The organism is Pseudaeromonas sharmana, assembly GCF_042649925.1.
In the GTDB taxonomy this organism is placed as follows: domain Bacteria; phylum Pseudomonadota; class Gammaproteobacteria; order Enterobacterales; family Aeromonadaceae; genus Pseudaeromonas; species Pseudaeromonas sharmana.
In genome coordinates, this window is sequence record NZ_JBHSAF010000014.1 from 590,201 (window position 1) to 617,199 (window position 26,999).

The 26,999-nt window shown below is 55.4% G+C and carries 23 protein-coding genes, 3 tRNA genes and 1 pseudogene; 12 read left to right on the forward strand and 15 right to left on the reverse strand.

The window, feature by feature from the left end; genetic code table 11:
- The first annotated feature begins 185 nt into the window (after positions 1-185).
- Positions 186-593, forward strand: coding sequence for an H-NS family histone-like protein (locus ACFOSS_RS12410; protein ID WP_377152955.1), 408 nt, complete (start codon positions 186-188; stop codon positions 591-593).
- Between the two features lie 305 nt (positions 594-898).
- On the opposite strand, the gene ACFOSS_RS12415 is transcribed toward ACFOSS_RS12410, so the two are convergent.
- From ACFOSS_RS12415 to tig, 12 genes are all read right to left on the reverse strand, one after another.
- Positions 899-985: transfer RNA gene (locus ACFOSS_RS12415), tRNA-Leu, on the reverse strand.
- 21 nt (positions 986-1,006) lie between these two features.
- Positions 1,007-1,080, reverse strand: a tRNA-Cys gene (locus ACFOSS_RS12420).
- Between the two features lie 5 nt (positions 1,081-1,085).
- Positions 1,086-1,161 (reverse strand) — tRNA-Gly (locus ACFOSS_RS12425).
- A 109-nt stretch (positions 1,162-1,270) separates the two neighbouring features.
- Positions 1,271-1,828 carry a CDP-diacylglycerol--glycerol-3-phosphate 3-phosphatidyltransferase gene (gene pgsA / locus ACFOSS_RS12430; RefSeq protein ID WP_377152957.1) on the reverse strand — a complete coding sequence of 186 codons (558 nt, stop codon included), beginning with the start codon at positions 1,826-1,828 and terminating at the stop codon, positions 1,271-1,273.
- A 47-nt stretch (positions 1,829-1,875) separates the two neighbouring features.
- Positions 1,876-3,711: an excinuclease ABC subunit UvrC gene (gene uvrC, locus ACFOSS_RS12435; RefSeq protein ID WP_377152959.1), complete on the reverse strand. Its 1,836-nt coding sequence runs from the start codon at positions 3,709-3,711 to the stop codon at positions 1,876-1,878.
- Between the two features lie 57 nt (positions 3,712-3,768).
- Positions 3,769-4,416: a UvrY/SirA/GacA family response regulator transcription factor gene (gene uvrY / locus ACFOSS_RS12440; RefSeq protein WP_377152961.1), complete on the reverse strand. Its 648-nt coding sequence runs from the start codon at positions 4,414-4,416 to the stop codon at positions 3,769-3,771.
- Between the two features lie 148 nt (positions 4,417-4,564).
- On the reverse strand, positions 4,565-6,481 hold the full coding sequence (gene ppiD / locus ACFOSS_RS12445) for a peptidylprolyl isomerase (RefSeq protein WP_377152963.1): 1,917 nt from the start codon (positions 6,479-6,481) through the stop codon (positions 4,565-4,567).
- A gap of 116 nt (positions 6,482-6,597) precedes the next feature.
- Positions 6,598-6,870 (reverse strand): HU family DNA-binding protein, encoded by a 273-nt coding sequence (locus ACFOSS_RS12450; protein ID WP_377152965.1) that lies wholly within the window; start codon positions 6,868-6,870, stop codon positions 6,598-6,600.
- 165 nt (positions 6,871-7,035) lie between these two features.
- A complete protein-coding gene (gene lon / locus ACFOSS_RS12455) occupies positions 7,036-9,387 on the reverse strand; it encodes an endopeptidase La (RefSeq protein WP_377152967.1) in 2,352 nt (783 codons plus the stop codon).
- A 143-nt stretch (positions 9,388-9,530) separates the two neighbouring features.
- Positions 9,531-10,811, reverse strand: a complete 1,281-nt coding sequence (gene clpX, locus ACFOSS_RS12460) for an ATP-dependent protease ATP-binding subunit ClpX (RefSeq protein ID WP_377152968.1) — start codon at positions 10,809-10,811, stop codon at positions 9,531-9,533.
- Between the two features lie 71 nt (positions 10,812-10,882).
- A complete protein-coding gene (clpP, locus tag ACFOSS_RS12465) occupies positions 10,883-11,506 on the reverse strand; it encodes an ATP-dependent Clp endopeptidase proteolytic subunit ClpP (protein ID WP_377152970.1) in 624 nt (207 codons plus the stop codon).
- Positions 11,507-11,591: 85 nt separating this feature from the next.
- Positions 11,592-12,902, reverse strand: a complete 1,311-nt coding sequence (gene tig, locus ACFOSS_RS12470) for a trigger factor (protein WP_377152972.1) — start codon at positions 12,900-12,902, stop codon at positions 11,592-11,594.
- A gap of 331 nt (positions 12,903-13,233) precedes the next feature.
- Here tig and ACFOSS_RS12475 point away from each other — a divergent pair, with 331 nt between their 5' ends.
- The 6 genes from ACFOSS_RS12475 (at position 13,234) to ACFOSS_RS12500 (ending at position 19,276) form a co-directional block, all read left to right on the forward strand.
- Complete coding sequence (locus tag ACFOSS_RS12475) at positions 13,234-14,343, forward strand: beta-N-acetylglucosaminidase domain-containing protein (RefSeq protein ID WP_377152975.1); 1,110 nt, start codon at positions 13,234-13,236, stop codon at positions 14,341-14,343.
- A gap of 12 nt (positions 14,344-14,355) precedes the next feature.
- Complete coding sequence (locus tag ACFOSS_RS12480; RefSeq protein ID WP_377152977.1) at positions 14,356-15,246, forward strand: DMT family transporter; 891 nt, start codon at positions 14,356-14,358, stop codon at positions 15,244-15,246.
- A gap of 78 nt (positions 15,247-15,324) precedes the next feature.
- Positions 15,325-15,732, forward strand: a complete 408-nt coding sequence (gene gloA, locus ACFOSS_RS12485) for a lactoylglutathione lyase (protein WP_377152979.1) — start codon at positions 15,325-15,327, stop codon at positions 15,730-15,732.
- A gap of 100 nt (positions 15,733-15,832) precedes the next feature.
- A complete protein-coding gene (locus ACFOSS_RS12490; RefSeq protein ID WP_377152981.1) occupies positions 15,833-16,426 on the forward strand; it encodes a LemA family protein in 594 nt (197 codons plus the stop codon).
- A 36-nt stretch (positions 16,427-16,462) separates the two neighbouring features.
- On the forward strand, positions 16,463-18,349 hold the full coding sequence (locus tag ACFOSS_RS12495) for a M48 family metalloprotease (protein WP_377152983.1): 1,887 nt from the start codon (positions 16,463-16,465) through the stop codon (positions 18,347-18,349).
- A gap of 120 nt (positions 18,350-18,469) precedes the next feature.
- On the forward strand, positions 18,470-19,276 hold the full coding sequence (locus ACFOSS_RS12500) for a tetratricopeptide repeat protein (RefSeq protein ID WP_377152985.1): 807 nt from the start codon (positions 18,470-18,472) through the stop codon (positions 19,274-19,276).
- Between the two features lie 267 nt (positions 19,277-19,543).
- On the opposite strand, the pseudogene ACFOSS_RS12505 reads toward ACFOSS_RS12500, so the two are convergent.
- Positions 19,544-20,398: pseudogene (locus tag ACFOSS_RS12505) on the reverse strand (flagellar protein MotY); the annotation flags it as partial.
- Positions 20,399-20,593: 195 nt separating this feature from the next.
- Here ACFOSS_RS12505 and uraA point away from each other — a divergent pair.
- The 4 genes from uraA to ACFOSS_RS12525 all read left to right on the forward strand — a co-directional run bounded on the left by uraA (position 20,594) and on the right by ACFOSS_RS12525 (position 25,238).
- Complete coding sequence (uraA, locus tag ACFOSS_RS12510) at positions 20,594-21,859, forward strand: uracil permease (RefSeq protein WP_377152987.1); 1,266 nt, start codon at positions 20,594-20,596, stop codon at positions 21,857-21,859.
- 34 nt (positions 21,860-21,893) lie between these two features.
- A complete protein-coding gene (gene rnt, locus ACFOSS_RS12515) occupies positions 21,894-22,529 on the forward strand; it encodes a ribonuclease T (RefSeq protein ID WP_377152989.1) in 636 nt (211 codons plus the stop codon).
- A gap of 111 nt (positions 22,530-22,640) precedes the next feature.
- Positions 22,641-23,963 (forward strand): Na+/H+ antiporter family protein, encoded by a 1,323-nt coding sequence (locus tag ACFOSS_RS12520; RefSeq protein WP_377152991.1) that lies wholly within the window; start codon positions 22,641-22,643, stop codon positions 23,961-23,963.
- Between the two features lie 120 nt (positions 23,964-24,083).
- Positions 24,084-25,238, forward strand: coding sequence for an ABC transporter substrate-binding protein (locus ACFOSS_RS12525; protein WP_377152993.1), 1,155 nt, complete (start codon positions 24,084-24,086; stop codon positions 25,236-25,238).
- A gap of 49 nt (positions 25,239-25,287) precedes the next feature.
- Here the strand turns inward: ACFOSS_RS12525 and ACFOSS_RS12530 are convergent, their stop codons facing one another.
- Positions 25,288-25,620, reverse strand: a complete 333-nt coding sequence (locus ACFOSS_RS12530; RefSeq protein WP_377152995.1) for a Grx4 family monothiol glutaredoxin — start codon at positions 25,618-25,620, stop codon at positions 25,288-25,290.
- 250 nt (positions 25,621-25,870) lie between these two features.
- On the opposite strand from ACFOSS_RS12530, the gene sodB reads away from it, so the two are divergent.
- The gene (gene sodB / locus ACFOSS_RS12535) at positions 25,871-26,452 is read left to right on the forward strand and encodes a superoxide dismutase [Fe] (protein WP_377152998.1); all 582 of its coding nucleotides are present in this window, start codon (positions 25,871-25,873) and stop codon (positions 26,450-26,452) included.
- A gap of 70 nt (positions 26,453-26,522) precedes the next feature.
- Here the strand turns inward: sodB and ACFOSS_RS12540 are convergent, their stop codons facing one another.
- Positions 26,523-26,999: a SixA phosphatase family protein gene (locus ACFOSS_RS12540; protein ID WP_377153000.1), complete on the reverse strand. Its 477-nt coding sequence runs from the start codon at positions 26,997-26,999 to the stop codon at positions 26,523-26,525.

A 26,999-nucleotide genomic window follows, 5' to 3' on the forward strand; every position in this document is an offset into this window, starting at 1 on the left:
GTGTTTATCGATAATATTCCGCCATCAGGGTCACAATTTTATTCTCTGCGCCTTCATTTATTCCGTTTTCAGTCGAGATGGATTATTGAGTTATCAAATAAACCCCTCTAAAATCCAGCCTGATAATAGAGGCGTAGCCGGTGTTTTTATCACCAAACCCTACTCATTTTTATAAAGGAATTATCATGTCCGATTTCATCAAGGTCCTGCTGAACTACCGCAGCCTCAAAGCCGTCGCTAAAGATTTGACGCTGGAACAACTCGAAGAAGGGCTGGCTAAGCTGACTTCTGTCATCGCCGAGCTGCGCCAGCAAAAAGAGCTGGAACAGCAAGCACGTGAAGCCCATGCCGAGAAGGTGCGCCAATACATCGAAATGATGAAGGCCGATGGCATCGACGTCACCGAGCTGATGGGCAGTGCCGAAGCCCCTGCCGCTACCGGCACCAGCAAGCGGGCTCCGCGTCCGGCCAAGTACCGCTACACCGACGAGAACGGTGAAGAGCGCACCTGGACTGGCCAAGGCCGTCAGCCGACCCCGATCCGTCGTGCTATCGAAGAACAAGGCAAGAAGCTGGAAGATTTCCTGATTTAATTCCGGCTGACTGGTGGTTCTAATCCCGAAACAGTGCCGCTGTTTCGGGATTTTTTATGCCCACTCCCCGCTGCGGGAGCTGGCACCGGAACCAACCCGGACACCGCCAGGACTAGACGCCTTGGGTATGTTGGACGTTGTTCGCAACGGTTCGCAGCGAGCAGCAGGAAGTCGTCATCCGCTGCTACAGGATATCGACAGGAAAGGAAAACGGCAGAGAGAAAACAGCAGGGTAAACAACGATGCACATCGGCATTAAAGCGCTTTAACTGCTTGAGTCTTAAGGGGTTTTTGAGGTTACGTAATGGTGCCCGAGGCCGGAATCGAACCGGCACGCCGTTGCCAGCGAGGGATTTTAAATCCCTTGTGTCTACCGATTTCACCACTCGGGCTGAGCGGTACTACTTGAAAAGTGGAGGCGCGTTCCGGAGTCGAACCGGACTAGACGGATTTGCAATCCGCTACATAACCGCTTTGTTAACGCGCCTTATTTGGAGCGGGAAACGAGACTCGAACTCGCGACCCTAACCTTGGCAAGGTTATGCTCTACCAACTGAGCTATTCCCGCTTTGAGACCACATCGACATGCTGTCGACGTGTGGTGCATTCTAGCGATCCTCGGTCCTGAGTCAACCCTGAATCGCCATCTTGTTGTTTGTTCGCTGCTTTTTTCGGCATTAACTGCCATGGCGGCGCGCTGTCAGATCACCCCAGGCCGCGCGGATATACTGCAACATAGAAGAGAACGTCAGCACTACGGCGACATACAGCAACACGTATGCGGCCCAGACCATCCAGATATTTGCTTCCCAGATGAGCCCCGTCAATGCCACCATCTGGATGGTGGTTTTCCATTTCCCCATCCAGCCCACGGCAACGCTGGCACGCTTACCCAGTTCAGCCATCCACTCGCGCAGCGCTGAAATCAATATCTCACGCCCGATCATTGTCAGGGCCGGAATGGTCACCAGTACCGTATTGTAGTGCTCGACAATCAGCACCAAGGCAGTAGACACCATGATCTTATCGGCGACCGGGTCGAGAAATGCCCCAAACGGCGTGCTCTGATTGAGCCGACGCGCCAGGTAGCCATCAAACCAGTCGGTGATGGCGGCAAGCACAAACATGCCAGCGGCCCAGAGATTCGACCATTCGTAGGGCAAATAGAAGAGAACGACAAATACCGGAATCAGGAAAATTCGGAACAGAGTCAGGATGTTGGGAATATTTAACATGGGGCCACGCCGCTGCAAAAAAGCTGGCCCATGTTGCCCGAATCAAACTAATGATGCAATGCGTCGTAGATTTTGCTTGCCAGTTCGTGACTGATGCCCGGCACTTTCGATAATTCGCTGGCACTGGCACGTAACACTTCCTGCATGCCTCCCAAGTGTTTGAGCAGCGACTGGCGACGTTTGGGGCCCACCCCCGGGATCTCCTCGAGAGCGCTGGTCATGCGTGACTTGTGCCGCCGGGCGCGATGCCCGGTAATGGCAAAGCGGTGTGACTCATCGCGGATATGCTGGATCAGATGGAGTGCCGGTAAATCGGCAGGCAATGACATCTCTTCGTGACTCTCACCGATGATCAAGGTCTCCAAGCCCGGCTTGCGACTTTCACCCTTGGCAATGCCGATTAACAGCGGCCTCTTGCCGGCGAGTTTATCCAGATGCGCCGTGACAATCTCCTCGGCTCGCGCCAACTGCCCCTTGCCGCCATCGATGAAAAGCAAGTCTGGCACCTTGTCTGGCTCCTGCTGTTTGCCAAAGCGGCGCTCCAGTGCCTGGGCCATGGCCGCATAATCGTCGCCTGGCGTAATACCGCTGATATTGAACCGACGATATTCGCTGCTCAATGGGCCTTCACGGCCAAATACCACACACGAGGCCACCGTTGCCTCCCCCATGGTATGAGAGATGTCAAAGCACTCCATGCGCTGTACCGGTATCGTTAACTCAAGCAGTTCTTCGAGTTGGATCATGCGTTGTTGCAAGGTGGTGCGATGTGCCAGGTGACTGATCAGAGCCACCTGTGCATTGGTGCTGGCCAATTTCAAGTAGCGAGCCCGCTCGGCGCGAGTCCGGTGAGCAACCCGCACCTGATAACCCGCAGCATCACCCAACACGCTGGCCAAGGCTTCATCATCCTCGAGTGGGCAATCAATCAGGACTTCACTGGGGATCTGGCGCCCCGATTGACCAGAGAGATAAAACTGCAAGATAAAGGCATGCAACAGTTCATCCTGCGACGACCCTGCCGGGAAACTGGGGAAGTAGTTTCTAGTACCGAGGATCTTGCCATGACGGATGAACAGGACATGCACACTGGCCACGCCTTGGTCTAAGGCAGTTCCGATCACATCCAGCTCATCCAGCACATTACCGCTGACGGATTGTTGCTCCTGGACACGCCGCAATGCCAGTAGCTGGTCACGGTAGCGCGCCGCTTTCTCGAAGGCGAGCGCCTGACTGGCCTGTTCCATCCGCTCGGCCAGATCAGCAATCACCTGCTGATCTTTACCCTGCAGAAACAGGCGCGCCAGCTCAACTTGTGCCTGATACTCCTCGTCACTGATCAGACCGGCAACACAGGGGCCAGAACAACGCTGTAATTGATACAACAGGCAGGGGCGGCTGCGATTGGCGTAAACCGCATCTTCACATTGGCGCACGGAGAACAGTTTCTGCATCAGGTGCAGGCTTTCGCGCACGGCGCTACCGCTCGGATATGGGCCAAAATATTCACCACTTATCCGCCGCGGACCTCGGTGCAACGTCAAGCGCGGATGTCGCTCCTGCGTTAACAACAGGTAGGGGTAAGATTTATCATCACGCAGCAATATGTTGTATTTGGGCTGATACTGCTTGATCAGATTGTGCTCGAGTATCAAGGCTTCGGTCTCGGTATAGGTCACCGTGAACTCCACCTGTGCAATATGACGCACTAACGCACGTGTCTTCTCGCTACCGGGATCGCGCCGGAAGTAGGAAGCCAGCCGTTTGGCCAGATCTTTAGCCTTGCCGACATAGATAATTTCGCCCTGGGCATTGAGCATCCGATAGACACCGGGCTGGTGCGGCACTGTGGCCAGGAAGGCCTTGTGATCAAACGACGTCATAACTCCGCCCCATCAACAACAAAGGCGGCCGCAGCCGCCTTCTTCTGAATCTTGCTGCTATAAGGATTGCGCATCCAGCATGCCATAGCGGATCGCCATTCTTGTCAGCTCGACATCGCCACTGATGTTGAGCTTATCGAACAGGCGATAGCGATAGCTATTGACTGTTTTCGGGCTCAAACTCAGCTGTTCGGCAATATCATTCACCTTGCTGCCTTTCGTAATCATTAACATGATTTGCAGCTCACGCTCCGATAACGCCTTAAAGGGGTTGTCTGCATCCTGAGTAGCAAACTGGCTCAATGCCATCTGCTGGGCTATCTCAGGCGAGATATAGCGCTGTCCGGCGTGCACGGCACGAATAGCCTGGATCATTTCATCCGGTGCCGATGATTTTGTCAGGTAACCGGCAGCCCCTGCCTGCATCACCTTGGTCGGAAACGGATTTTCACAATTCACGGTCAGCACTATGATGCGTGCGTCAGGTGAGTGTCTGAGAATTTTTTTAGTGGCTTCCAGCCCTCCGATACCCGGCATGTTCATGTCCATCAGGATCACATCCGCTGCATGCTCGCGACACCATTGCACCGCGGCTTCACCGGTCGTGGCCTCTCCTGCCACCTTCAACCCCCGAACATCCTCGAGTATGCGACGAATCCCTGTGCGTACCAGTTCATGATCATCAACCAGGAATACGCTAATCAATCGAGTTTCTCCGCTAAATACAACGACAACCACACATCATAGACGGCAGCACTGTAACGGCATCATAACGAAACAAAATGACGCTGCAAGCCAACTGCATCAAAAGTTTGCCGCAAACAAAAACCCCACCTTGCGGTGGGGTCTCGTATTACTCGCTGACTGGCTGGGAATTGAACAGCGGATTGTATTCAATCGTCGCGGCATCACGCGCCTGCTGCAACAAGGCCGCCTGGCTGGCGATCATCCGCCCCTGTGCCAGTTGCGTCTGCAACATGCTCTTGGCTGCTGAGGGCTGATCGGTGTCCGTGACCTTGTTCAGCACCAGGATTACCTGATCACCTTCCGGCATGGCCACCAGCTTGCGAACTGGCTTGTCGGCCGCTGGATGCGGCATACGGAACAGCTCGTTCAACAGGGTGCCGACCAACGTCGCCCCGGTCCGGCTGATACCGGTCTTGGACTCGACTTTAACATCCAGTTCCTTGACAAGCGCAGACACATCCTCACCGTTATTCAGCTTGGAGAGCAAGGTTGCCGCCTGTTTCTCTGCTTCCACTTGCGCCTTCTGCAGTTTCACGGCTGCTTCGACGTCCGCCTTCACATCGGCCAGTGGACGCACCATCGCCGGCTTGTGCTCGAGGATATGCAATACATAGGCTTTACCCTCGCCGACGGTAATCACTTCAGAGTTGGCATTGGTATCACGCAAGTTTTCCGCGAACGCCTGTTGCTTGAGCTTGGCATCATCGAATGGAGCCTTGGCCGTGCTGGTGGTCATCAGGCCGGACTGTTGCAGCTTGAGCCCCATGCTTTCACTGACCACATCCAGCGAGTCGGGATTCTCGAAGGCGAGCTCAGACAGTTTCTGCTGCTGATCGATAAACAGATCCCGCGCCTTGTCAGCCTTCAGCTTGGCCAGGACATCGGCCTTCACCTCGTCGAATGGACGCTCATGTTCCGGCTGAACACCCACCAACTTGATGATATGCAGACCGAACTGACTCTTGACGACAGCAGAAAGTTCACCGGGCTTGGACAGGGCAAAGGCCGCCTTCTCAAACTCCGGATCCATCACCCCACGCTCAAACCAATCCAGCTCCCCGCCGTTACGGGCCGAAAGCTTGTCGGAGGAAAACTCTTTGGCAAGTGCAGCAAAATCAGCACCGCCCTTCAACTGAGTCAGCACCGTCTCAGCCTGCTTTTCAGCAACGGCCGCATCCTTATCGCTGATCAGAATATGGGCAACCTGGCGACGCTCTGCAGTGCGGTATTGGTCAATATGTTGCTCGTAATAATCACGCAGCTCACGATCTTCAACCTTGATATTGGCTGCCAGCGCAGCCGCATCCAGCTCGACAAAGTTGACATTGACCTGTTCCTGACTGCGGAACTGGTTGCTGTTCGCCTTGTAATAGGTTTCGAGTTCGGCATCGGTGACCGATACGGTTTTCTGGAAATGCGCGACCGGGACTGTGTAGAGTTGCGCATCGCGCGTCTGCTGCAGCAGCTTGTCGATCAGGGTCACTTCCGACGGCAACACAAAATCTGTGCCCGTCAGGCTGGATGCCCAGGTCTGCTGCAGCAGTTGGTTGCGGATAGACTCACTAAACGAGTTCGGATCAAGGCGCGCCTGGCTCAGCAAGTTCAGATAGAGTTCATTATTGAACTGACCATCTTTTTGAAATTCCGGCATCGCACGGATGGTGTCCTTGATTTGCTGATCACCAATGCGAATCTTCGCCTCACGAGCCTGCTGATCCACGGCTAGCTGATTGATCAGTCGATCCAGTACCGCCTGGCGCATTTGGCGTACATATTCCGGATTATCCGCCAGCTCGGCAAAGCTCTCGCCAAACTGTTGCTGCATACGGCCCCGTTCGCTTTGATACGCCTGATCAAACTCTTGTGCGGTGATCGGTTGATCGTTGACCTTGGCAGGACTGGTGTCTGCCGGACGATTCAGATAGCTACCAACGCCAGCCAGAGAGAAGGACAGGATGATCAGCCAGAAAACAATCTTGGCTCCTCGACCCTGAGCGCCTTCCCGCAATTTATCCATCAGCATGAATATCTACTCCCGATGCAGTGGATGAGAATATAAAAAAGCGCACCTGTCCGATGCGCCTGATTCAAAAATCGTAAGAATTCAACAGTCGGATACTAGTCTGTACAAAACCAGTCTTAATTGACGGCATCCTTCAGCGCCTTGCCTGCCTTGAATGCAGGAATTTTGGCGGCAGCGATTTCGATAGTTTCGCCAGTTTGCGGGTTACGGCCAGAACGAGATGCACGCTCACGCAGCAAGAAGGTACCAAAACCAACCAGTGCAACCTGATCACCATCCTTCATGGCTTCGGTTACCGCATCAATGAAAGCATCCAGCGCGCGGCCAGCCGCAGCTTTGGACAGGTCAGCACCTTCGGAAATTTTGTCAACTAGTTGTGATTTATTCACGTTTTTCTTCCCCTATTTTTAGCCTTGGCTACCCCATATTCCTTGGGAGATAGCGAGTCAACGCTTTATAACAATCCTCCTGATCGGTTGCAAGTGAGTGTCTACGTTAACCCGTTTCAACTCACGCTTTGCAACCTGTCAGGAGCCTCTCTTCAGCAATCCGCCTCACGGCGTAACAACTTCAAAACCCGCTACCGGATCCTGCAATGCCAGACGCAGCACATCGTCGATCCAACGTACGGCATGAATTTCCAGATCCTGCTTGACGTTGTCCGGGATCTCCTCAAGGTCTTTGGCATTCTCTTTGGGAATCACGACACGCTTGATTCCGCCGCGATGCGCTGCCAGTAACTTCTCCTTGAGACCGCCGATTGGCAGCACCTCACCACGCAGGGTAATTTCACCCGTCATGGCCACATCGGAACGTACCGGATTTCCGGTCAAACTGGATACCAAAGCGGTGCACATGGCGATACCGGCACTCGGTCCATCTTTCGGGGTTGCCCCTTCCGGCACATGGACATGGATATCGCGTTTCTCATAAAAATCCGGATTGATGCGTAACTGTTCCGCACGCGCGCGAACCACCGTCATCGCCGCCTGGATAGACTCCTGCATCACATCGCCCAAGGAGCCGGTGAAGGTCAGCTTACCCTTGCCAGGAACATTGGTCGCTTCGATAGTCAGCAAATCCCCGCCGACTTCAGTCCAGGCCAAACCTACGACTTGACCGACTTGATTGTGATCCTCGGCCTTACCGTAGTCATAGCGCTCAACCCCGAGATAGGACTTGAGATTGTCCTGGTTGATCACAACCTGCTTGATCTGCTTATCAAGCAAAATGGTCTTGACCGCCTTACGGCACAACTTGGAAATCTCACGCTCCAGCGCCCGCACTCCCGCCTCGCGGGTGTAGTAACGGATGATGCCTATCAGTGCCGAGTCCTCGATGCGAATTTCATTCGGCTTGAGGCCATTGCGCTCAATCTGTTTTTCCAGCAGATGGCGCTTGGCAATGTTGAGCTTTTCATCCTCGGTATAACCGGATAGACGGATGACTTCCATACGATCCAGCAGCGGACCAGGGATATTCATCGAGTTGGAGGTCGCAACAAACATCACATCCGAGAGGTCGTAATCGACTTCCAGATAGTGGTCGTTGAAGCTGTTATTCTGCTCCGGATCCAGCACCTCCAGCAGCGCGGATGCCGGGTCACCCCGCATATCGGATGACATCTTGTCGATCTCATCAAGCAAAAACAGCGGGTTTTTCACCCCTACCTTGGCCATCTTTTGTAACAACTTACCAGGCATGGAGCCAATATAAGTCCGTCTGTGACCACGGATTTCGGCCTCATCGCGCACACCGCCAAGCGCCATGCGCACGTATTTGCGACCTGTGGCCTTGGCAATAGATTGACCCAGTGAGGTTTTGCCGACGCCAGGCGGCCCCACCAGGCACAGGATCGGCCCCTTGAGCTTGTTCATGCGGCTCTGAACCGCCAGGTACTCCACAATGCGCTCTTTGACCTTATCCAGACCATAGTGATCGGCATCGAGTACGTCTTGCGCCTGGGCCAGGTTCTTCTTGACCTTGGTGCGGGTTTTCCAGGGCACCGCGATCATCCAGTCGATATAGCTGCGCACGACCGTCGCCTCAGCCGACATCGGCGACATCATCTTCAGCTTGGAGAGCTCGGAGACCACCTTGGCTTTGGCCTCCTCTGGCATACCGGCTTCATCAATCTTTTTCTGCAGGCCATCAAATTCATCCGGCGCCTCTTCCAGCTCACCCAGCTCTTTTTGGATCGCCTTCATCTGCTCGTTCAGGTAATACTCGCGCTGACTCTTCTCCATCTGCTTTTTGACACGCGAACGGATGCGCTTTTCTACCTGCAGCAGATCTATCTCGGACTCCATCATCGCCATCAGGAACATCAGACGCTCGGAGACTTCAGGAAGCTCCAGAACTTTCTGTTTGTCCTCGATCTTCAGCGGCATATGTGCAGCCATGGTGTCGGCCAGACGCGCCGCATCATCAATCGACGAGATAGAAGCCAGTACCTCAGGCGGGATCTTCTTGTTCAGCTTGATATAACCTTCAAACTGACCAATCGCAGAGCGGACCATCACCTCTTCTTCATTTTCAGGGATGGCGATACTGTCTCGAATCTGCGCGACGCCCGCGAAGTGTTCTTCGTCCTCGGTCAACTGCTCGAGTTCGGCGCGTTGAGCGCCCTCGACCAGCACCTTGACAGTCCCGTCCGGCAGCTTCAGCAATTGCAGGATATTCGCTATGGTGCCGACCTGATATAGATCGGTCAGCGTCGGCTCATCCGTCGCCGCCTCTTTCTGCGCGACCAGCAGGATCCGTTTATCTTGCGCCATGGCGGCCTCAAGACAACGAATCGACTTTTCGCGGCCGACAAACAGCGGGATCACCATATGCGGATAGACCACAACATCCCGCAGTGGCAGCACGGGTAGCACCAGACGCTCTGAACGCTCAGAATTCATATTCATATCTTTTGGCATAATCGCCTTCTTCTCTACGTAACTAGCCGAGTATATGGGGCTGAAAGCGCCAGATTCAATTGTCATGGCGCCAAAAAACAAGAAAGGGGCCATTGGCCCCTTCCGTTTGCTCATATTTAACGCAATCAATCGCCGGAAACGGCCTGTCGCTCGCTGTTTTCATAGATCAGCAATGGCTGGCTCTCGCCGGCGATCACCGTCTCATCAACAACCACCTTGCTGACATTCTGCTGTGACGGCAGGTCATACATGGTGTCAAGCAACACACCCTCGACGATCGAACGCAAACCCCGCGCGCCTGTCTTACGCTCCATCGCCTTGGCAGCAATCGCCAGCAAGGCCTCTTGACGGAACTCAAGATCTACACCTTCCAGTTTGAACAGCGCCTGGAACTGTTTGGTCAGCGCATTTTTCGGCTCAGTCAGGATTTTGATCAGCGCTGACTCATCCAGTTCGGTCAAGGTAGCAATAACCGGCAAGCGGCCGATAAATTCCGGGATCAGGCCATACTTGACCAAATCCTCTGGTTCGACCTTAGCAAAGGACTCAGTCAACGAGACCCCTTTCTCCTTGGAGCGAACCTCGGCTTTAAAACCGATCCCCGTGCCCTTGGCGGAGCGCTGCTCGATCACTTTATCCAGACCGGCAAATGCCCCACCGCAGATGAACAGAATCTTGGAAGTGTCGACCTGCAAGAACTCCTGCTGCGGGTGTTTGCGACCACCTTGCGGGGGAACCGAGGCGATGGTGCCTTCGATCAGCTTCAACAACGCCTGCTGCACGCCTTCCCCTGAAACATCTCGGGTAATTGACGGGTTCTCTGATTTGCGAGAGATCTTGTCAATTTCGTCGATATAGACGATACCGCGCTGTGCCTTCTCGATATCGTAATCGCACTTCTGCAACAGTTTCTGGATGATGTTCTCGACATCCTCCCCCACATAGCCGGCTTCGGTCAGGGTTGTTGCATCCGCCATCGTAAACGGAACATCCAGGAAGCGTGCCAGCGTTTCTGCCAACAGCGTCTTGCCGCTACCAGTCGGGCCAATCAACAGGATGTTGGATTTGCCAAGCTCAACGCCATCGGCCGCATGGCCACTGCGTAAACGCTTATAGTGGTTGTAAACAGCAACCGCCAAAACTTTCTTGGCATACTCCTGGCCGATTACAAAATCGTCAAGGTGAGCACGGATTTCGTGCGGTGTCGGCAAGGCGCGTTCATCTTTGCGCGGCATGATCTCGCGGATCTCCTCGCTGATGATGTCGTTGCACAGGTCCACGCACTCGTCGCAAATGTAAACGGACGGCCCGGCGATCAATTTGCGCACTTCATGCTGACTCTTGCCGCAAAAAGAGCAATACAGCAGTTTGCCGTGCTCGCCATCACCTTTGCGTTTATCTGTCATTCACAAACCTCAATAGAAAACAGGAGTTCAAACTCCCGACAGCCTCAGTGTATAACAGGCGCTGCCGCGTGTCAGTCACGCTTGGCCAAGACGCCATCGACAATACCATATTCGACCGCTTGCTCGGCAGACATGAAATTATCGCGATCGGTGTCACGCTCGATTCTATCCAGCGGTTGGCCGGTATGGAACGCCAATCGCTCGTTGAGCGTCTGCTTGATCTTCAGGATTTCCATGGCGTGGATCTGGATGTCGGACGCCTGGCCCTGAAATCCACCCAGTGGCTGGTGAATCATCACCCGCGAGTGCGGCAGGACAAAGCGCTTGCCCTCGGCCCCGCCGGCGAGCAAAAACGCCCCCATCGAACAGGCTTGTCCCATACAGACAGTACTGACATCCGGTTTGATGAACTGCATGGTGTCATAGATGGACATGCCTGCAGTCACCGAACCCCCTGGCGAGTTGATATACAGATAGATATCTTTTTCGGGATTCTCGGATTCCAGAAACAGGAGTTGAGCCACGACCAGGTTAGCCATGTAGTCTTCAACCTGACCGGTCAAGAAGATCACCCGCTCTTTGAGCAAGCGAGAATAAATATCGTATGAACGCTCACCCTTGGCGGTTTGTTCCACCACAATCGGGACCAGAGCATTCATCGTCGGCGCAAGCGGATCCTGGAGCAGTTTATTCATAAGGCGATGTTCCTAAAGTAAAAAGGCCCGAGTGAGAGCACACGGGCCATTATAGGCATCAATTTCGTGATGACGTCAAATGCTATCAGGCAGCTGACGCGGCACGGTTAATGACATCGTCGAAGGATACCGGTTTATCGGTCACTTGCGCCTTGGACATGATCAGCTCAACTGCTTGCTCTTCTACCGCCAGATTGCGGATGTTGTTCAGCAGTTGTTCGTTCTTGAAGTAGTAGTCAACGACTTCCTGCGGATCTTCATACGCGGTGGCCATGGACTCGATGATGCTCTTGACGCGTGCATCTTCGGCTTCAATTTTGTTGGTGCGGATCACTTCGCCCAGCAGCAGGCCGATACGAACGCGGCGTTCTGCTTGCTCCTGGAACAGTTCAGCCGGCAGGGCAGGCATGTTGGCGTTTTGCGCGCCGCCGAAACGTTGCATGGCTTGCTTGCGCAGTGCTTCGATTTCTTGCTCTACGGCCGCCTTAGGCACAGCGATTTCGTTGCTGTCAACCAGCCCTTGCAGGACTTGTTCCTTAACAGCATTCTTCAGCGCCTGGCTCAGCTCACGCTCCATGTTCTTGCGCACTTCGCCACGCAGTGACTCAACAGCACCGTCTTCTACGCCGAAACGCTTGACGAATTCTTCGGTCAGTTCAGGCAGAACCTGCTTTTCAACCTTGTTCAGCTTGATGGCAAACTTGGCCGCTTTACCCTTCAGGTTTTCAGCGTGGTAGTCAGCCGGGAACGTGACGTCGATATCGAAGGTCTCGCCAGCTTTCTTACCGAACAGGCCATCTTCAAAGCCCGGGATCATGCGACCGGCACCGAGGACCAGAGCGAAGTTTTCTGCCTTGCCACCCTCGAACTCAACACCATCGATGGAACCAGTGAAGTCCATGTTGACGCGCAGATCGGCTGCCGCCGCGGCATCCGTTTCTTCCCAGGTCGCATGCTGCTTGCGCAGCGTCTCGATCATCTTATCCAGATCGGTGTCTTCAACACTGGCGACCGGCTTTTCGATCTTGATGGTATCCAGATTCTTGATTTCAATTTCCGGATACACTTCGAAGGTGGCAGTGAAAGCAAAATCTTCACCAACCGTCAGTTCCTTCGGTTCAACAGTCGGAGCGCCAGCCGGGCTCAGCTTCTGACCAACGACGGCTTCGACAAAATGGCGCTGAATCAGTGCATCAGCCACATCCGCGATCACAGCTTGACCATACATCTTCTTGATCATGGACATCGGTGCCTTGCCCGGGCGGAAACCGTCAACACGACGAGTCTTCGCCAGTTGAGCCAAGCGGGCATTGACTTCTTTTTCTACCTTGTCAGCCGGGACTGTGATGGTAAGACGGCGCTCCAGACCTTGGGTCGTCTCTACAGAAACTTGCATTCTTTTACCTCGTTCAACTCAGCTTACGGAACCGGTCGTTCCGCACCTCAGACTCAGCCAGGCGACAACCGCCCTCTTCATCCGTGTTTGAAGGCAAATCGCCTTCCCTTGATTCATAAAATGACGCGGCATTATAGCCATGCCTGTCCGGTGAGTCGAGCCATAGGGCCGGCCGCGAGCATATCTGAATCGCATTTTTACGACAAAAACGCCACTGTTCGCTGGCTTTTTGTACTGAAAACTCCGGTATCAACACCATGTGATGACGAATTATTCCGTCAACGCAATCAGTCTTGCTAAAGTGCGCCTTCCATCTCTCACAGGAGAGCCCATGTTATCGAGCCCCCTCCCTTCATCCTTAGTGGCTTCACTCCCTCCCGCAGGCCTTGGTGTCATTGAAGGTTTTTTTGGTCAGAGCTGGTCCTGGCTGGCTCGCAACCACTATGCACAATGGCTGCCGGCGCACGGGTATGGTTTCTATATCTATGCGCCGAAAGACGACGCCTGTCTGCGCCGCACCTGGTGGCTTAGCTGGAGCGATGAGCAGTGGCAACACCTGGTTGACCTGCGCAAATGCTGTCGCCAAAACGGGCTGGCATTTGGCATTGGCCTTACCCCGCTGGGAGCCCATCACAACTACCGGCAGCATCGCCCGCGACTGCTAGCGCGCATAGATGAAATTAACCGACGCTTGCAACCGGACATCCTGGCGGTACTGTTTGATGATATGCCCAGCGACACCCCACAGCTGGCATCGTTGCAACTGGAGATTGCCCACGACATCGCTGCCCACAGTCAGGCCAAACGGCATATATTCTGCCCCAGTTTTTATTCTACCGATCCCGTACTGGAACGCGTATTCGGTGCCATGCCGACTGATTACTGGCAGACGCTGGCGTGCGGTCTGGACAGCCGTTTCGACCTGTTTTGGACAGGGCCGAAAGTCTGTTCCGACAGCTACCCGGAAGATCACCTGCGCTGGGTCATCGACACCTTGGGCCGCAAACCCTTTTTATGGGACAACTATCCGGTCAATGATGGTAAAAAAGCCAGTGATTACCTCTATTTAAGAGCATTTCAGCATCGTCCCCCCTCACTGGGCAGCTACCTTGCCGGCCATGCAGTCAACCCGATGAAACAACCCGGCCTCAGCCGTTTGCCACTGGCCAGCCTGCCGTTGAGTTATGCGCTGGGCGAACATTATGATGCCGACGCCATCTGGCTGGAGCAGGCACAGCGGGATCTCGGTCCCACTATTGCCAACCTGTTAGCCACTGATTTGACCTGGTTTTGTGAAACCGGCCTGGCGCAATTGAGCACGCAACAGCATCAAATCCTGCTGGAACGCTACCAACCCTATGCAGATAACGCATCCGTTGCCGAACTGTTAGGCTGGCTCAACGGCAACGACCGTTTCGACCCTGCGTGTCTGACCGGATAACAAGGAGAAGTTGTGACAAGGTCTTTGTTGGATCGCTCCACCCTGCTGGCACTGTTAACCATCCTGTTGTGGTCATCGCTGGCGGCTCTCACCTCACGAGTACAAAGTGTCTCGCCAATGGTTCTGGTTGGGCTGGTCTTATTTTTCTGCGGCCTCGGCGCACTGCCGCTCTGGCGCCAATGGCGGGCAGCCACCAGCACCTGGCTGGTTACCATAGGCGCGTTTTTTGGCTATCACCTGCTGTTGTTCAGCGCCTTTCGTCATGCGCCTGTGCTGGAGGCCAACCTCATTAATTACCTGTGGCCGCTGATGATACTGTTATTCACGCCTTTGCTGTTGCCAGGACACCCGCTTGGCAAAAATCATCTGCTCGCCGCAGCAATGGGCCTTAGCGGCACAGTGCTGGTCATGGTCAACGGCCAATTACAACTGCAGTGGCAATATCTCCCGGGTTATTTATTGGCACTGGGTGCCGCGGTGATTTGGGGAGCCTATTCGGTGTTGTCACGACGACTGCCACCGGCCCCTGCCCCGGTCATCGGCGCCTGTTGCCTGCTGGCCGGCGTGCTGGCGCTGGTGACAGCCCGATTAACCGAAGGCGCCCTGCCGTGGCAGCGCATCTCGACAACGGAGTGGGGATTGATCATTGGCTTGGCCTTAGGCCCGATGGGCGCCGCCTTCATCACTTGGTATCTGGCTTTGCGAGATGGCGATCCCAGACGTATCGGAATTCTGGCGTATCTTACACCCTTGTTCAGCACGCTGTTGCTGGTGTTGCTCAACGGCGAACGTTTGACATGGCGTCATTTATTCGCCGGATGCTTGATCATGGGTGGCGCGCTGTTAGGTGTACTCTGGCGCCGCGTCGAAAACCGGGAGTCAGACAGAACTTCGCCACCATGACAGTCTCACGTTTCATGTTATCCTGTTGGCGGCAGTGACCGCTGCCGGCAAACCGTTATCCTCGATCAGGAGAGATTCATGCGCATTCTGCATACCATGCTGCGGGTCGGCGACCTGCAACGTTCCATCGACTTCTACACCCGCATCCTCGGCATGAAATTACTGCGTCAGAGCGAAAACCCTGAATACCAATACACGCTGGCCTTTGTTGGCTACGGTGAGGAACAAGATGAGGCCGTGATTGAGCTGACCTACAACTGGGGGGTCAGCGAGTACGACATGGGCTCCGCCTTTGGCCACATCGCCATCGAAGCACAGGACATCTACGCCACCTGCGACGCTATTCGTGCAGCTGGCGGAACCATCACCCGTGAACCTGGCCCAGTCAAAGGCGGTACCACCGAGATCGCCTTTGTTGTTGACCCTGATGGTTACAAGATCGAATTGATTAACCAAAAACATGCCGGCCTGGGACTGGGTGGCTAATGTTTCCCCCGGCTTCTGCCGGGGTTCAATGCAAGTGATATTGAGATCACTGCCTGTCGCCATATAACGGCAGTAACAGGCTTGCTGACGGGAGAGTTTGATGCTGATCTTCATCTGTGTTGTGGTACTGCTCTGCATGCTGGCCCTGTGGCTGGTCGCCATATATAACCAGTTAGTCACCCTGCAAGCCCAGTATCGCAACAGTTTTGCTCAGATCGACGTGCAGTTAAGACGCCGTCATGACCTGATCCCAAACCTGGTTGAAACAGTCAAAGGCTACCTGCGGCATGAATCTACCACGCTGACCACCGTCATTGAGGCACGCAATACCGCCATGTCAGTCCTCAAACTCGCCAGTGCTCATCCCGGTCAAAGCAGCAGCATGCAACAACTGGCGCAGGCCGAAAATCAGCTGACTCGAGCCCTTGGCAGTTTGAACGTTCAGCTGGAGGCCTATCCAGACCTGAAAGCCAATGAAACGGTGCGGGCCTTGTTTGAAGAGCTGACCGCTACCGAGAATCGTGTCGCCTTTGCGCGCCAGGCGTTTAATGATGGCGTGACCAGCTATAACATCTATCGGCGCCTGTTCCCGAACATCCTGGTCGCCAGCCGCATTGGCCACACCATGGACGCCAGCTTGCTGGAGATGGACGAGGTTCCCCTCCAGCAAGCGCCGGTCATATCACTCACTTGAGACCAACAGGGTTGAACCCTGAGATTGAGCCCGCCGATGGACTTTTATCGTCATCAGGCAGAACGCCGGCGTCAGAGCCGCTGGCTGTTATGCCTTTATGTTAGTGGTGTTGTCGCTCTGGGCCTGCTTTCCAGTGCATTGATCACGGCCATGCTATTGCCAATCCGCTGGCTGTTGACTCCCCCTGACAGTCAACATCCACTCTTCTCCGCGACCGAGATGATCGGCCTTACCTGCGCCGTGATGTTTATCAGTCTGCTGGTGTCAGTTCTGCGCTATCAAAGCCTCAGACAAGGCGGCTGGAAAGTCGCCCAGTTACTAGGCGGACGACGCCTGGCCATTCGCCCGGCAGCGCTCAAAGAACAACAACTGCGCAACGTGGTAGAAGAGATGGCGTTAGCAAGCAATCTGCCTGTTCCAGCTATTTTTGTGCAGGATGAGGAACGCGGGATCAATGCATTCGCCGCAGGCAGCACCATTCATGATGCGGTCATTGTGGTCACGGCCGGGGCCTTGGACGCACTCGACCGCGATGAACTACAGGCCATGGTCGCCCACGAAGTCAGTCATATCTATCATGGCGATATCCGCTTGAATACACTTCTCGCCGCCGCTTTGTCCGGGCTGCTCTTCATTACCCGGGTGGCTATCTGGATCAATCAGTTTGGTCAGACCCGAACCCGCCGCTATGAGCGCAGCGCCACCCCCCTGCTACAGGAGAGCCTGGCTGCACTCGGCTACGGAGGGGTGCTGTTTGGGCGGTTACTGGGGGCCGCAGTCAACCGTCAACGCGAGGCGCTCGCCGATGCCAGTGCTGTTCAATTCTGCCGCCATCCGGAAGCGTTGGCCAATGCACTAAAGAAAGTCGCCGGACACCCCTATGCCTCGCTGGTCTTTCATCCGGCCAGTGCAGAGTTTCAACATCTTTTTTTTGCACAGGGTCTGCCGCAAACCTTTGCCGGCAAACTGGCTACCCACCCGCCGCTGTCCGAACGCATCCGGTTATTACAACCCGACTGGGATGGGTGTTATATCCGCACCGGAGCCCGCATGACGCCAGATGAGTACCGGGAAACCGCGGATATCCCGGCCCCTCAACGCCCGAACCGCGATCTTACAACCAACTGGCAGGTGACCCCGCATCAGACCGTGTCGATTTCCGAACTGGATCTGGATGCACCGCAGGAATGGATGCCTTTCCTGCCCACGGCGCTGCGTGATGCGGTGCATGACGACACCCTGGCGCCTTGCGTTATCGCGGCAATGTTGCTGAGTACCGATCTCGCGATTCGCCACCGTCAACTCAAGGCACACCCGGATGGCGAACATGTCGACGCCATGAGTCGGTTTGAAATACCACGCAAATTGCGTCTGGGGGTGCTCGAACTGGCACTGGCAACACTGCGCCAACGCTCCAGCGCGGAACTGGACTCAATGCTGGCGCAGTGGCGCCAGCTCATCGAGGCCGATCAGCAGGTGAGTTTAACGGAATGGCTGATTTTTCAACTGGCTAGCCACCAGTTGACTCCGCGGGTGCATAGCACTGCGCCCCTGCGTCAATTGGAGTCCTGCCTGACCCCATTGAATCTGCTGCTCAACAAGCTAGACCTTGCCGCAAGCGAACAGAGTGCACAACATCACCCCTTGTGCAACCGCGTGCTTGCGCAGTTGGGACTGCCGCAGGTGCCGCCCGTGTCCGCGTCTTCCTGGGAAACCATCGAACAGGCACTGGCGCAACTGAAACTGGCCTCACCAGGCATCCGTCTGAAAATCTTGCAGGGATTGGCAGTCATCATGGAGCAGGATGGTCAGATCACCGACATCGAGTTTGAGTTATTCCGCGTATTAAGCCTCTGCTTTGACATGCCGATGGCACCTTTGCGTCAAGGGATGACGATCACAAAACCGGCTACCGGGAGCTAGTGCGATTTGAAAACGTTAACAGCCGCACTCTCTGTGGTGTGCGTGGCTGTTAGCCTGCAGCGCTGTCGGTATAATCACCACGACTAAAACAATCAATCTAGCCGCACGGGAAGAGACGATATGGAGTTCAAAGATCTCAATGCTACCCAGCTAGCCGCCCGCCAAGGCGACGCCAATGCCCAGTTTGTGCTGGGTGACGTTTACGCCCAGGGTAATGAAGTATTACAGAATGATTTGATGGCCGTTCACTGGTTCCGGCTCGCCGCGGCCCAAGGTCACGCCTTGGCAATGTTCAAGCTCGGTCAACTCTATGAGCAAGGGCGCGGCATGGGCGCTGATGCCAAGCAGGCCTTACAGCTCTACCTGCAAGCCGCAGAGCGGGGATGTGGCGAAGCGGCGTTCCTGTTGGGATTACGTTTTGATCAAGGCCAAGGACTCGAGCAGGATCAAAAGCGTGCCGCCGAGTGGTATAAGCGCGCGGCTGAAGAGGATCATGCTGAGGCCGCCTATAATCTGGCGCTGATGTACGACATGGGGCGTGGTATCGCTCAGGATTACAAACTCGCACTGCGTTGGTATCGCCGCGCTGCGGAGTTGGATCACCCCGATGCGCCCTACCATATCGGCTTGCTCTACTACAACGGACAGGGCGTTCCGGCCGACAACAAGCAGGCTCTGTTCTGGTATCGCCAGGCAGCAGAAAAGCGCCATATCGAAGCACAATTCCTGTTGGCGGCCATGTACGCGCTGGGGCAAGGCGTGCCACAGGATGACATGCAGGCGTATGTCTGGGGTTCGCTTGCAGCCGTCGGCTTTCCCGATGCCGCCAAGATTCGCGACAATGCCGCGTCCCGCCTGGATGCAGCCGCGCTGGCAAAGGCCATGGTACTGGCCGAATCCTACGCGGCGGAATACCAGGTCAATTAACTCATGCCCATACAAAACAGACCCGCCGGATGGCGGGTCTGTTTTTCGGCGTAGCGACAGGCTGTTAACTTAAACCTTCTTATTCGCTGCGCTTGACGGTGCCTTGATGGCGGGTTGCCCCGCCTTGATCGCCGGCGTTTGTTCGGCTGGCACGGCACCTGAAGCGGCATCAGGGCTGACAATCGCCGGTTTTTCTTCGACAACCGGCGCCCCGGTAAAGATAGGCTCGCCTACCTCGACGCCCCGCGTTTCGTAGCTGGGCAAGGCGCGTGACATCGAGATAATCACCCGGCGGTTAACGGCACGCCCTGAGGCGGTCTCGTTGCTGGCAATGTGCTGTTTCTCACCGTGACCTTGCACTTCAATCCGACTCGGTTCTATGCCCTGATCGGCAAAAAACTGCTTGATCGCCTCGGCACGTCGCTCCGACAGTTTCTGGTTTGGCCAACGACCGCCATAACTGTCGGTGTAAGCGTTGATGACTAGCATATCAATGCTGGGATCTGACTTCAGATAGTGGCCTATCATCTCCAGGCGGCGCTGGGAGTAAGGGGTCAGCTGATCGCTGTTCCGTTCATAGGTCAACGCGGTAAAGGCAATATCCTCAAAGGTATACGGCAGCAGGCTCTGTAAACACATCAGAAATGACTGGTAGCGGGCATAAAACCCCACCGCAGAGACCGACACCTGAACAGTCTGACCTCTGTGATACCAATCGCCGAACATGAAGGCCGGGAAACGCCCCTGTTCCAGTTCGCCCATCATGGCCCATGCCGTTTGTCCCTCGACCAGGCCATCAAATTGCTTGTAGAAGCGAATGGTGCTGAGCGAGGCCTCCGGCATGCCAGGGCGCCAGCGAGGCGGAACAGAGCGTAATGTGACGGTTTGAATGCGGGCATTGGGTCGTAATGGTCGCAGCTCAAAATCAAGATTGATGTTCTTGCCGGCCCGGCTGACAAAGGCACCGCTGCCATAGCCAGGGATAAAATGCTCCAGCCGACACTCCAGCGGTGTATCCTCGGTCAGGCGCCACACCGACTGATCCATCGGCGCAGCATATTCCAATACCGCCGCCTGGGCGGGTAATGACAACAACAAGCCTACCAGATATCTGTACTTCACGGCCGTCTCCTCTTCCCGTTCACTCCTCTATCGGCCACAAAATCAAAAGCTTTAGTCCGACAACAACACAATTGCGCCGCCGTGTGGCGCCATGGGCTTTGTGCGGACTTTCTGCCATAATACGCCGTCTTTACCCAAGATCAGACTCATAAAAGCCCACCATCGAGAATAACCCGCGGGAAAAGGAGAAATCCCATGCGCAAACGTATTATCCAGATAGAAGAACGCCCTTCGCTTCTTGAAAGCATCCCCTTAAGTTTCCAGCATCTGTTTGCCATGTTTGGCGCCTCAGTGCTGGTGCCCATGCTGTTCAAGATCGATGTGGGTACCGTCTTGCTGTTCAACGGTATTGGTACACTGATCTACCTGTTCCTATGCCAAGGCAAGGTGCCCGCCTATCTGGGTTCAAGCTTTGCGTTCCTGTCGCCGGTGTTCGCGGTGATGGCCGGGCATAACTACGAGTTGGCTCTGGGTGGCTTTATCGCGTCCGGTGTGCTGTTTATGGTCGTTGCCAGCCTGATCAAGGTATTTGGCTACCAATGGATCAATGTGGTGTTCCCTCCCGCCTCGATGGGGGCCATCGTCGCCATCATCGGTCTGGAGCTGGCACCGGTGGCAGCCGACATGGCGGGTCTGACCGCCAAGACGCTGGATCCCAAGGTCATTGCCGTCTCCATGATCACCTTCGCAGTGGTGGTGTTCGGCTCTGTGCTGTTCCGCGGTTTCCTCGCCGTCATCCCCATTCTGATTGCCATCATCGTTGGTTATGTTTCCGCCACGCTGCTGGGTCTGGTGGATTACAGCGCGGTCGGCAGTGCCGCCTTCTTCCAGATTCCGACTTTCTATAGCCCGCAGTTTGATCTCGCCGCCATCATCACCATCTTACCGGCGGCCTTCGTGGTCATCGCCGAACATATCGGCCACTTCATTGTGACTGAACGCATCGTTGACCGGCCGCTGATGAAAGATCCCGGCATGCACCGTTCGCTGATGGGTGATGGTTTCTCCACGACCCTGTCCGGCTTTTTCGGCTCCGTGCCTACCACCACCTATGGTGAAAACATCGGTGTGATGGCCATTACCCGTGTCTACAGCGTCTGGGTGATCGGCGGTGCCGCCATCATCTCTATTCTGCTCGCCTTCATGGGCCAGTTCACGGCATTGGTACGTACCATTCCGGTACCTGTCATGGGCGGCGTCTCCTTGCTGCTGTTCGGTGTCATCGCCGCTTCGGGTATCCGCATGCTGGTCGAATCCAAGGTAGACTACAGCAAGCCGAAGAACCTGATTCTGACCTCGATCGTCCTGATTATCGGCCTGTCCGGTGCGCACCTGGATCTGGGGACTGTCAGCCTCAAGGGCATGGCGCTGGCAACACTGTTATCCATCGCGGTCAGCCTGCTGTTCGAAGTATTCGAGCGACTCGGCTGGCTGAGTAGCCATGACATCATGGAGCCGTAAGGCTGCTGTTCTAACCTGTAAATAGAGTAAATGGATGAGTGAACAAACCTTGCAACACCCATTGAAGCGCCGTTTCCGCGGCTATTTTCCGGTCGTCATTGACGTCGAAACGGCAGGTTTCAATGCCCGCAACGACGCCTTGCTGGAGATTGCCGCCTGCACCCTGACAATGGATGACGAGGGCTGGATGCACATCGATGAGACCTTCCACTTTCATGTTGAACCCTTTGAGGGCGCCAACATTGAAAAGGCCGCCATCGAGTTTAACGGCATTGACCCTTTCAACCCATTACGCGGTGCCGTCAGCGAGAAAGAAGCGTTGGGGGCAATCTTCAAAGGGCTGCGCAAGGGACTCAAGGAAACGGATTGCCACAGAGCCATCGTTGTCGCACATAACGCCGCGTTTGATCATGCCTTCATGATGGCGGCAGCGGAACGCGCCGGCTTGAAACGCAATCCATTCCATCCTTTTGCAACGTTTGACACTGCCACACTGGCCGGCCTGGCACTGGGTCAGACCGTGCTGGCCAAAGCCTGCATGACGGCGGGTATCGCCTTTGATAATCGCGAAGCCCACTCCGCCTTGTATGACACTCAGCGGACGGCCGAACTGTTTTGCCATATCGTCAATCGCTGGAAGTCACTGGGTGGCTGGCCTCCCGCCGAATAACCCATCCTCAATACGCGCTCAACCAACGCCCCGTCATGGGGCGTTTCTACTGGACAAATGCTATTTTTTCAGCAAACTATGCTCCCTTTTTAAGCCTACAAGGAACGTAACATGACCAATCCGGTGGTTATTGCCGTTGTATTGATGTTGCTGCTGAGCCTGATGCGCATCAACGTAGTCGTCTCGCTGGCTGTCAGCGCGATTGTCGGCGGCCTGGTCGGCGGCCTGAATCTGATGGACACCCTGAAAGCCTTCACCGATGGGTTGGGTGGCGGCGCCACAATCGCCCTCTCCTATGCCATGCTGGGAGCATTCGCGGTGGCGATCTCACGTTCCGGCATTACCGATCTGCTCGCCCACAGGGTGATCGCCCAGTTGGGCAAAGAGGCCAGTCCGACCCAGCTGCGTTGGGTCAAGGCACTGCTGTTGACGGCGCTGCTGCTGGTCAGCATCAGCTCACAGAACCTGATTCCGGTTCATATTGCCTTTATCCCGATCCTGGTGCCGCCGCTGTTGCACGTGATGGCGCAAATGAAGCTGGACCGTCGTCTCGCCGCCTGTGTCATCACCTTTGGCCTCACCGCGACCTATATGTTACTGCCGGTCGGTTTCGGTGGCATTTTCCTCAACGATATTCTGGCGCAAAACCTGATCCGCAGCGGCGTGCCGGTGGAAGGCCCGCAACTGCCACTGGCGATGGCAATCCCGGTTGCCGGCATGGCACTGGGGCTGGCGCTCGCCTTCTTTACTTATCGCAAACCACGTGAATATGCACTCGAGCCCATACTGGCCATCGAGCCTGAAACCGTGGAGTTTACACCACGCCACCTGTGGGTCGCGGTGGTGGCCATCGTCTCTGCACTCGGGCTGCAGCTGTATACCGACTCCATCATCGTCGGAGCCCTGGTTGGTTTCTTGATCTTCACTCTGGGTGGTGTCATCAAATTCCACGAAAGTCAGGATGCGTTCACCCAGGGCGTCAAGATGATGTCACTGATTGGTTTCATCATGATCGCCGCCTCCGGTTTCTCCTCTGTGATGAATGCCACCCACGGTGTGGATGCCCTGGTGCAAGTGGTCGGCAGTGCCTTGGGTGATAACAAGGGGCTGGCATCGTTTGCCATGTTGCTGGTTGGCTTGCTGGTGACCATGGGCATCGGCTCCTCGTTCTCTACCGTGCCTATCATCGCCGGTATCTATGTTCCGTTGTGCCTGCATCTGGGATTCTCGCCACTGGCAACCATTGCCATTGTCGGGACAGCCGGGGCACTGGGGGATGCCGGTTCACCGGCTTCCGACTCAACACTCGGCCCCACCTCCGGCCTGAATGCCGATGGGCAACATGATCACATCTGGGACAGTGTGGTCCCCACCTTCATCCACTACAACATTCCATTGCTGATCTTCGGCTGGATTGCCAGCATGGTGCTGTAAATCAGCCAGCCTAGCCGTCCGGGCCATTCTGCCCGGGCGGCACTGGCTGTTCACGCGCAAGCTACCACTGAGTATTCCATACTCAGTAACACAGGATATGGCATTGACGCTGGAGCCATCATGAATCTGTGCCGACAACTTCTGCTCTTGTTATTGCTGACCTTTACAACCCCGTTCTCCGAGCTGTATGCGGCACCACCGGCCACTGTGCTGTTTATCAGCCCGGCTCATGACGATGATCTATTCTGGCAACAAGTGGAAGCAACCATGCGCCATGCCGCGCGCGGACTCGGTTTGTCTTTGCAGGTCAGTTACGGTAACGACAGCCCGCTGCGCGCCGCATCCCTGGCGCACAAGGCCATGTCCCGCCAGCATAAGCCGGCATTTATCGTCCTGCAGTTCAATGGCCCCGTGATGCCTGAGCTGCTTCGGCATGCCGAACGCCAGCAGGTCCGCCTGCTGACCATCAATAGCCAGCAATCAGCGCTATCACGTCAGCAAATCGGCATCCCGGGGCAAACCTACCCACTTTGGCTGGCACATTTGTGGCCAGATGATCAGTTGGCTGGACGCCTCGAAGCCGAGGCGTTGCTGCAGGCCGCCAAGACACGCTGGCCTGAACAGCCAGTGGTATCGTTGCTGGCCTTCAACGGTGCCATCAACGATGTGTCTCTGGTCGCCCAGCAACGCAGCCAAGGGATGCGCCAGGCACTCCGCGGCCAGCCGGACGCCGCCTTGGCCCAGGAGTTTGCCGAATACTGGAATGTCGAGAAAGCCACACACCCACTCACTGCCGCACTGCAACGCTACCCTGAGGCCACAGTGTTGTGGAGCGCGAATGATGCCTTTGCGCTGCGGTTGCGAGAACGCTTAAAACAGGCCGGCAAGCCGCTCGACGCGTATCTGCTGGCCGGCATTGATGCAACACCACAAGGGCTGGCTGCCGTCGAACGCGGCGAGTTGGTGACCACCATTGGTGGGCACTTTATGGAAGGAGCCTGGGCCATGGTGCTGATTTACGATTATCTGCATCTGCCGGCAGCCCAGTGGCAGCCGGTCTATCAGCAGACAGGTATGCATGCCTTCGACCGCGAACAGATCTCATTGCTGCGCCGGATCACGGAATCAGGTGCGTTGGCCAAACTGGACTACCGGGCAATGACGCGAACCGCCTTTTTGGCAAAGCATTCATCGAGAACACAGTGGCAGGGCTACCCTTTCACCTGGCAAGCCCTGCTGGCAACGTTACAGCAGCAACAGTTGCTGACACCATAAATGATCAGGCCCTGCATGCGCAGGGCCTGTTAGCCAGTTCAACCGCGAATCACTCTGCCGGTTGATGACGTGCCGCTGCTTCCTTGATCAGGGTTTGCAGCTCCCCCTGCTGGAACATTTCCAACATGATGTCACAACCGCCGATCAATTCGCCCTCTACCCACAGTTGAGGAAAGGTTGGCCAGTTAGCGTACTTTGGCAATTCGGCACGAATATCCGGATTCTGCAGGATATCGACATAGGCAAACGGTGCGCCGCAAGCCATCAGTGCTTGCGAAGCCTGGGATGAGAAGCCACAGCTCGGCAGCTTGGGCGAGCCCTTCATATACAGCAGGATCGGATTCTCGGCGATTTGTTGCTTGATCTTGTCGATGGTTTCCATGTTGGCCTCAGGCTCGCTAAAGATGGCTTCATTTTACTGATTATCCATGCCGCGACAATCCTTGATGCAGGATCTTGATTAGTACGCCATTCAGTCGGCTGTGAGCGCAGCGTAATCGAGTTGTTAAAATCAAATGTCATAGTTGTGGCGTTTATGCCGAAAAGTTTGCTATAAATCAAAACGCAACGGGGGTTACCCCGCATACCTATCACAAGGCCAGCCACTGGCCACCGAATTGGAGAGTCGCATTATGGCGTTTGAACTTCCGGCCCTGCCCTACGAAAAAAATGCACTGGAACCCCATTTCTCTCAGGAAACCCTTGAGTATCACTATGGCAAGCACCACAACGCTTACGTGGTCAACCTGAACAATCTGGTTCCGGGTACTGAATTTGAAGGCAAGTCCCTTGAAGAGATCATCAAGACCTCCAGTGGCGGCGTATTCAACAACGCAGCACAGATCTGGAACCACACCTTCTTCTGGCACAGCCTGGCCCCCAATGCCGGCGGCGCCCCAACGGGTGAGCTGGCTGCAGCAATCGATGCCGCATTCGGCTCATTCGAGCAATTCAAAGAGGCGTTTACCAAATCGGCAATCGGTAATTTCGGCTCTGGCTGGACCTGGCTGGTGAAGAAGGCCGATGGCACCCTGGCGATCCACAACACCTCCAACGCCGGCTGCCCGCTGACTGAAGGTGTGACGCCACTGCTGACCGTGGATGTCTGGGAACACGCCTACTACATCGACTATCGCAACCTGCGTCCAAAGTACCTGGAAGCGTTCTGGGCTCTGGCCAACTGGGACTTTGCAGCCAAGAACTTCGCAGCCTGATCGCGGCCCGATACATGATTGCTGACAACCCCGCGCTAGCGGGGTTGTTGCTTATACACGCCGGCAAGTACTAGTCGCGAGGCACCAGATGTAATAAAACCTGCCCGCAGTTCTCCCGGCAGTCGCTCCACGCCTTAATCTGCAACTGCAGTGTGACCAGGTCGCCGGTGCCAAACGGTTGATGGTGTTCGTGACAGAGTAGCTGCGTCAGCTCGTCCAGTCCCGGACTGTGCCCTATCAGGGTCACCTCGTCATCGACGTCATCCAGTCCCCGTAACAGTGTCATCAGATTGTGGCCACTGCTCTCATACAGCCGATCGTCCAGCAGCAAACCGCCCATCGGTAACCCCGCCAGACGACGCAACACATGGGCTGTGGCGTAGGTTCGTACCGCAGGCGATACCAGCCACAACCCCTGATGTGGAATGTGGGCGGTCAGACTCGCCAATTGCCGGTAGCCACGCGGGCTCAGTGGCCGCCAGCTGTCCTCCAGTTCGGCTATCTTCCAGCTGGATTTGGCATGGCGGATAAGGATGAGTTTTTTCAT

Excerpts from the sequence above, each read along its gene's own strand:
- tig (WP_377152972.1), bottom strand. The coding sequence starts at position 12,902 with ATGCAAGTTTCTGTAGAGACGACCCAAGGTCTGGAGCGCCGTCTTACC.
- ACFOSS_RS12410 (WP_377152955.1), top strand. The coding sequence starts at position 186 with ATGTCCGATTTCATCAAGGTCCTGCTGAACTACCGCAGCCTCAAAGCC.
- gloA (WP_377152979.1), top strand. The coding sequence starts at position 15,325 with ATGCGCATTCTGCATACCATGCTGCGGGTCGGCGACCTGCAACGTTCC.
- ACFOSS_RS12525 (WP_377152993.1), top strand. The coding sequence starts at position 24,084 with ATGAATCTGTGCCGACAACTTCTGCTCTTGTTATTGCTGACCTTTACA.
- rnt (WP_377152989.1), top strand. The coding sequence starts at position 21,894 with ATGAGTGAACAAACCTTGCAACACCCATTGAAGCGCCGTTTCCGCGGC.
- ACFOSS_RS12500 (WP_377152985.1), top strand. The coding sequence starts at position 18,470 with ATGGAGTTCAAAGATCTCAATGCTACCCAGCTAGCCGCCCGCCAAGGC.
- ACFOSS_RS12520 (WP_377152991.1), top strand. The coding sequence starts at position 22,641 with ATGACCAATCCGGTGGTTATTGCCGTTGTATTGATGTTGCTGCTGAGC.
- ACFOSS_RS12475 (WP_377152975.1), top strand. The coding sequence starts at position 13,234 with ATGTTATCGAGCCCCCTCCCTTCATCCTTAGTGGCTTCACTCCCTCCC.
- ACFOSS_RS12540 (WP_377153000.1), bottom strand. The coding sequence starts at position 26,999 with ATGAAAAAACTCATCCTTATCCGCCATGCCAAATCCAGCTGGAAGATA.
- ACFOSS_RS12530 (WP_377152995.1), bottom strand. The coding sequence starts at position 25,620 with ATGGAAACCATCGACAAGATCAAGCAACAAATCGCCGAGAATCCGATC.
- uvrC (WP_377152959.1), bottom strand. The coding sequence starts at position 3,711 with ATGACGTCGTTTGATCACAAGGCCTTCCTGGCCACAGTGCCGCACCAG.
- sodB (WP_377152998.1), top strand. The coding sequence starts at position 25,871 with ATGGCGTTTGAACTTCCGGCCCTGCCCTACGAAAAAAATGCACTGGAA.
- pgsA (WP_377152957.1), bottom strand. The coding sequence starts at position 1,828 with ATGTTAAATATTCCCAACATCCTGACTCTGTTCCGAATTTTCCTGATT.
- clpP (WP_377152970.1), bottom strand. The coding sequence starts at position 11,506 with ATGAATAAACTGCTCCAGGATCCGCTTGCGCCGACGATGAATGCTCTG.
- clpX (WP_377152968.1), bottom strand. The coding sequence starts at position 10,811 with ATGACAGATAAACGCAAAGGTGATGGCGAGCACGGCAAACTGCTGTAT.
- uraA (WP_377152987.1), top strand. The coding sequence starts at position 20,594 with ATGCGCAAACGTATTATCCAGATAGAAGAACGCCCTTCGCTTCTTGAA.
- ppiD (WP_377152963.1), bottom strand. The coding sequence starts at position 6,481 with ATGCTGATGGATAAATTGCGGGAAGGCGCTCAGGGTCGAGGAGCCAAG.
- ACFOSS_RS12495 (WP_377152983.1), top strand. The coding sequence starts at position 16,463 with ATGGACTTTTATCGTCATCAGGCAGAACGCCGGCGTCAGAGCCGCTGG.
- ACFOSS_RS12490 (WP_377152981.1), top strand. The coding sequence starts at position 15,833 with ATGCTGATCTTCATCTGTGTTGTGGTACTGCTCTGCATGCTGGCCCTG.
- lon (WP_377152967.1), bottom strand. The coding sequence starts at position 9,387 with ATGAATTCTGAGCGTTCAGAGCGTCTGGTGCTACCCGTGCTGCCACTG.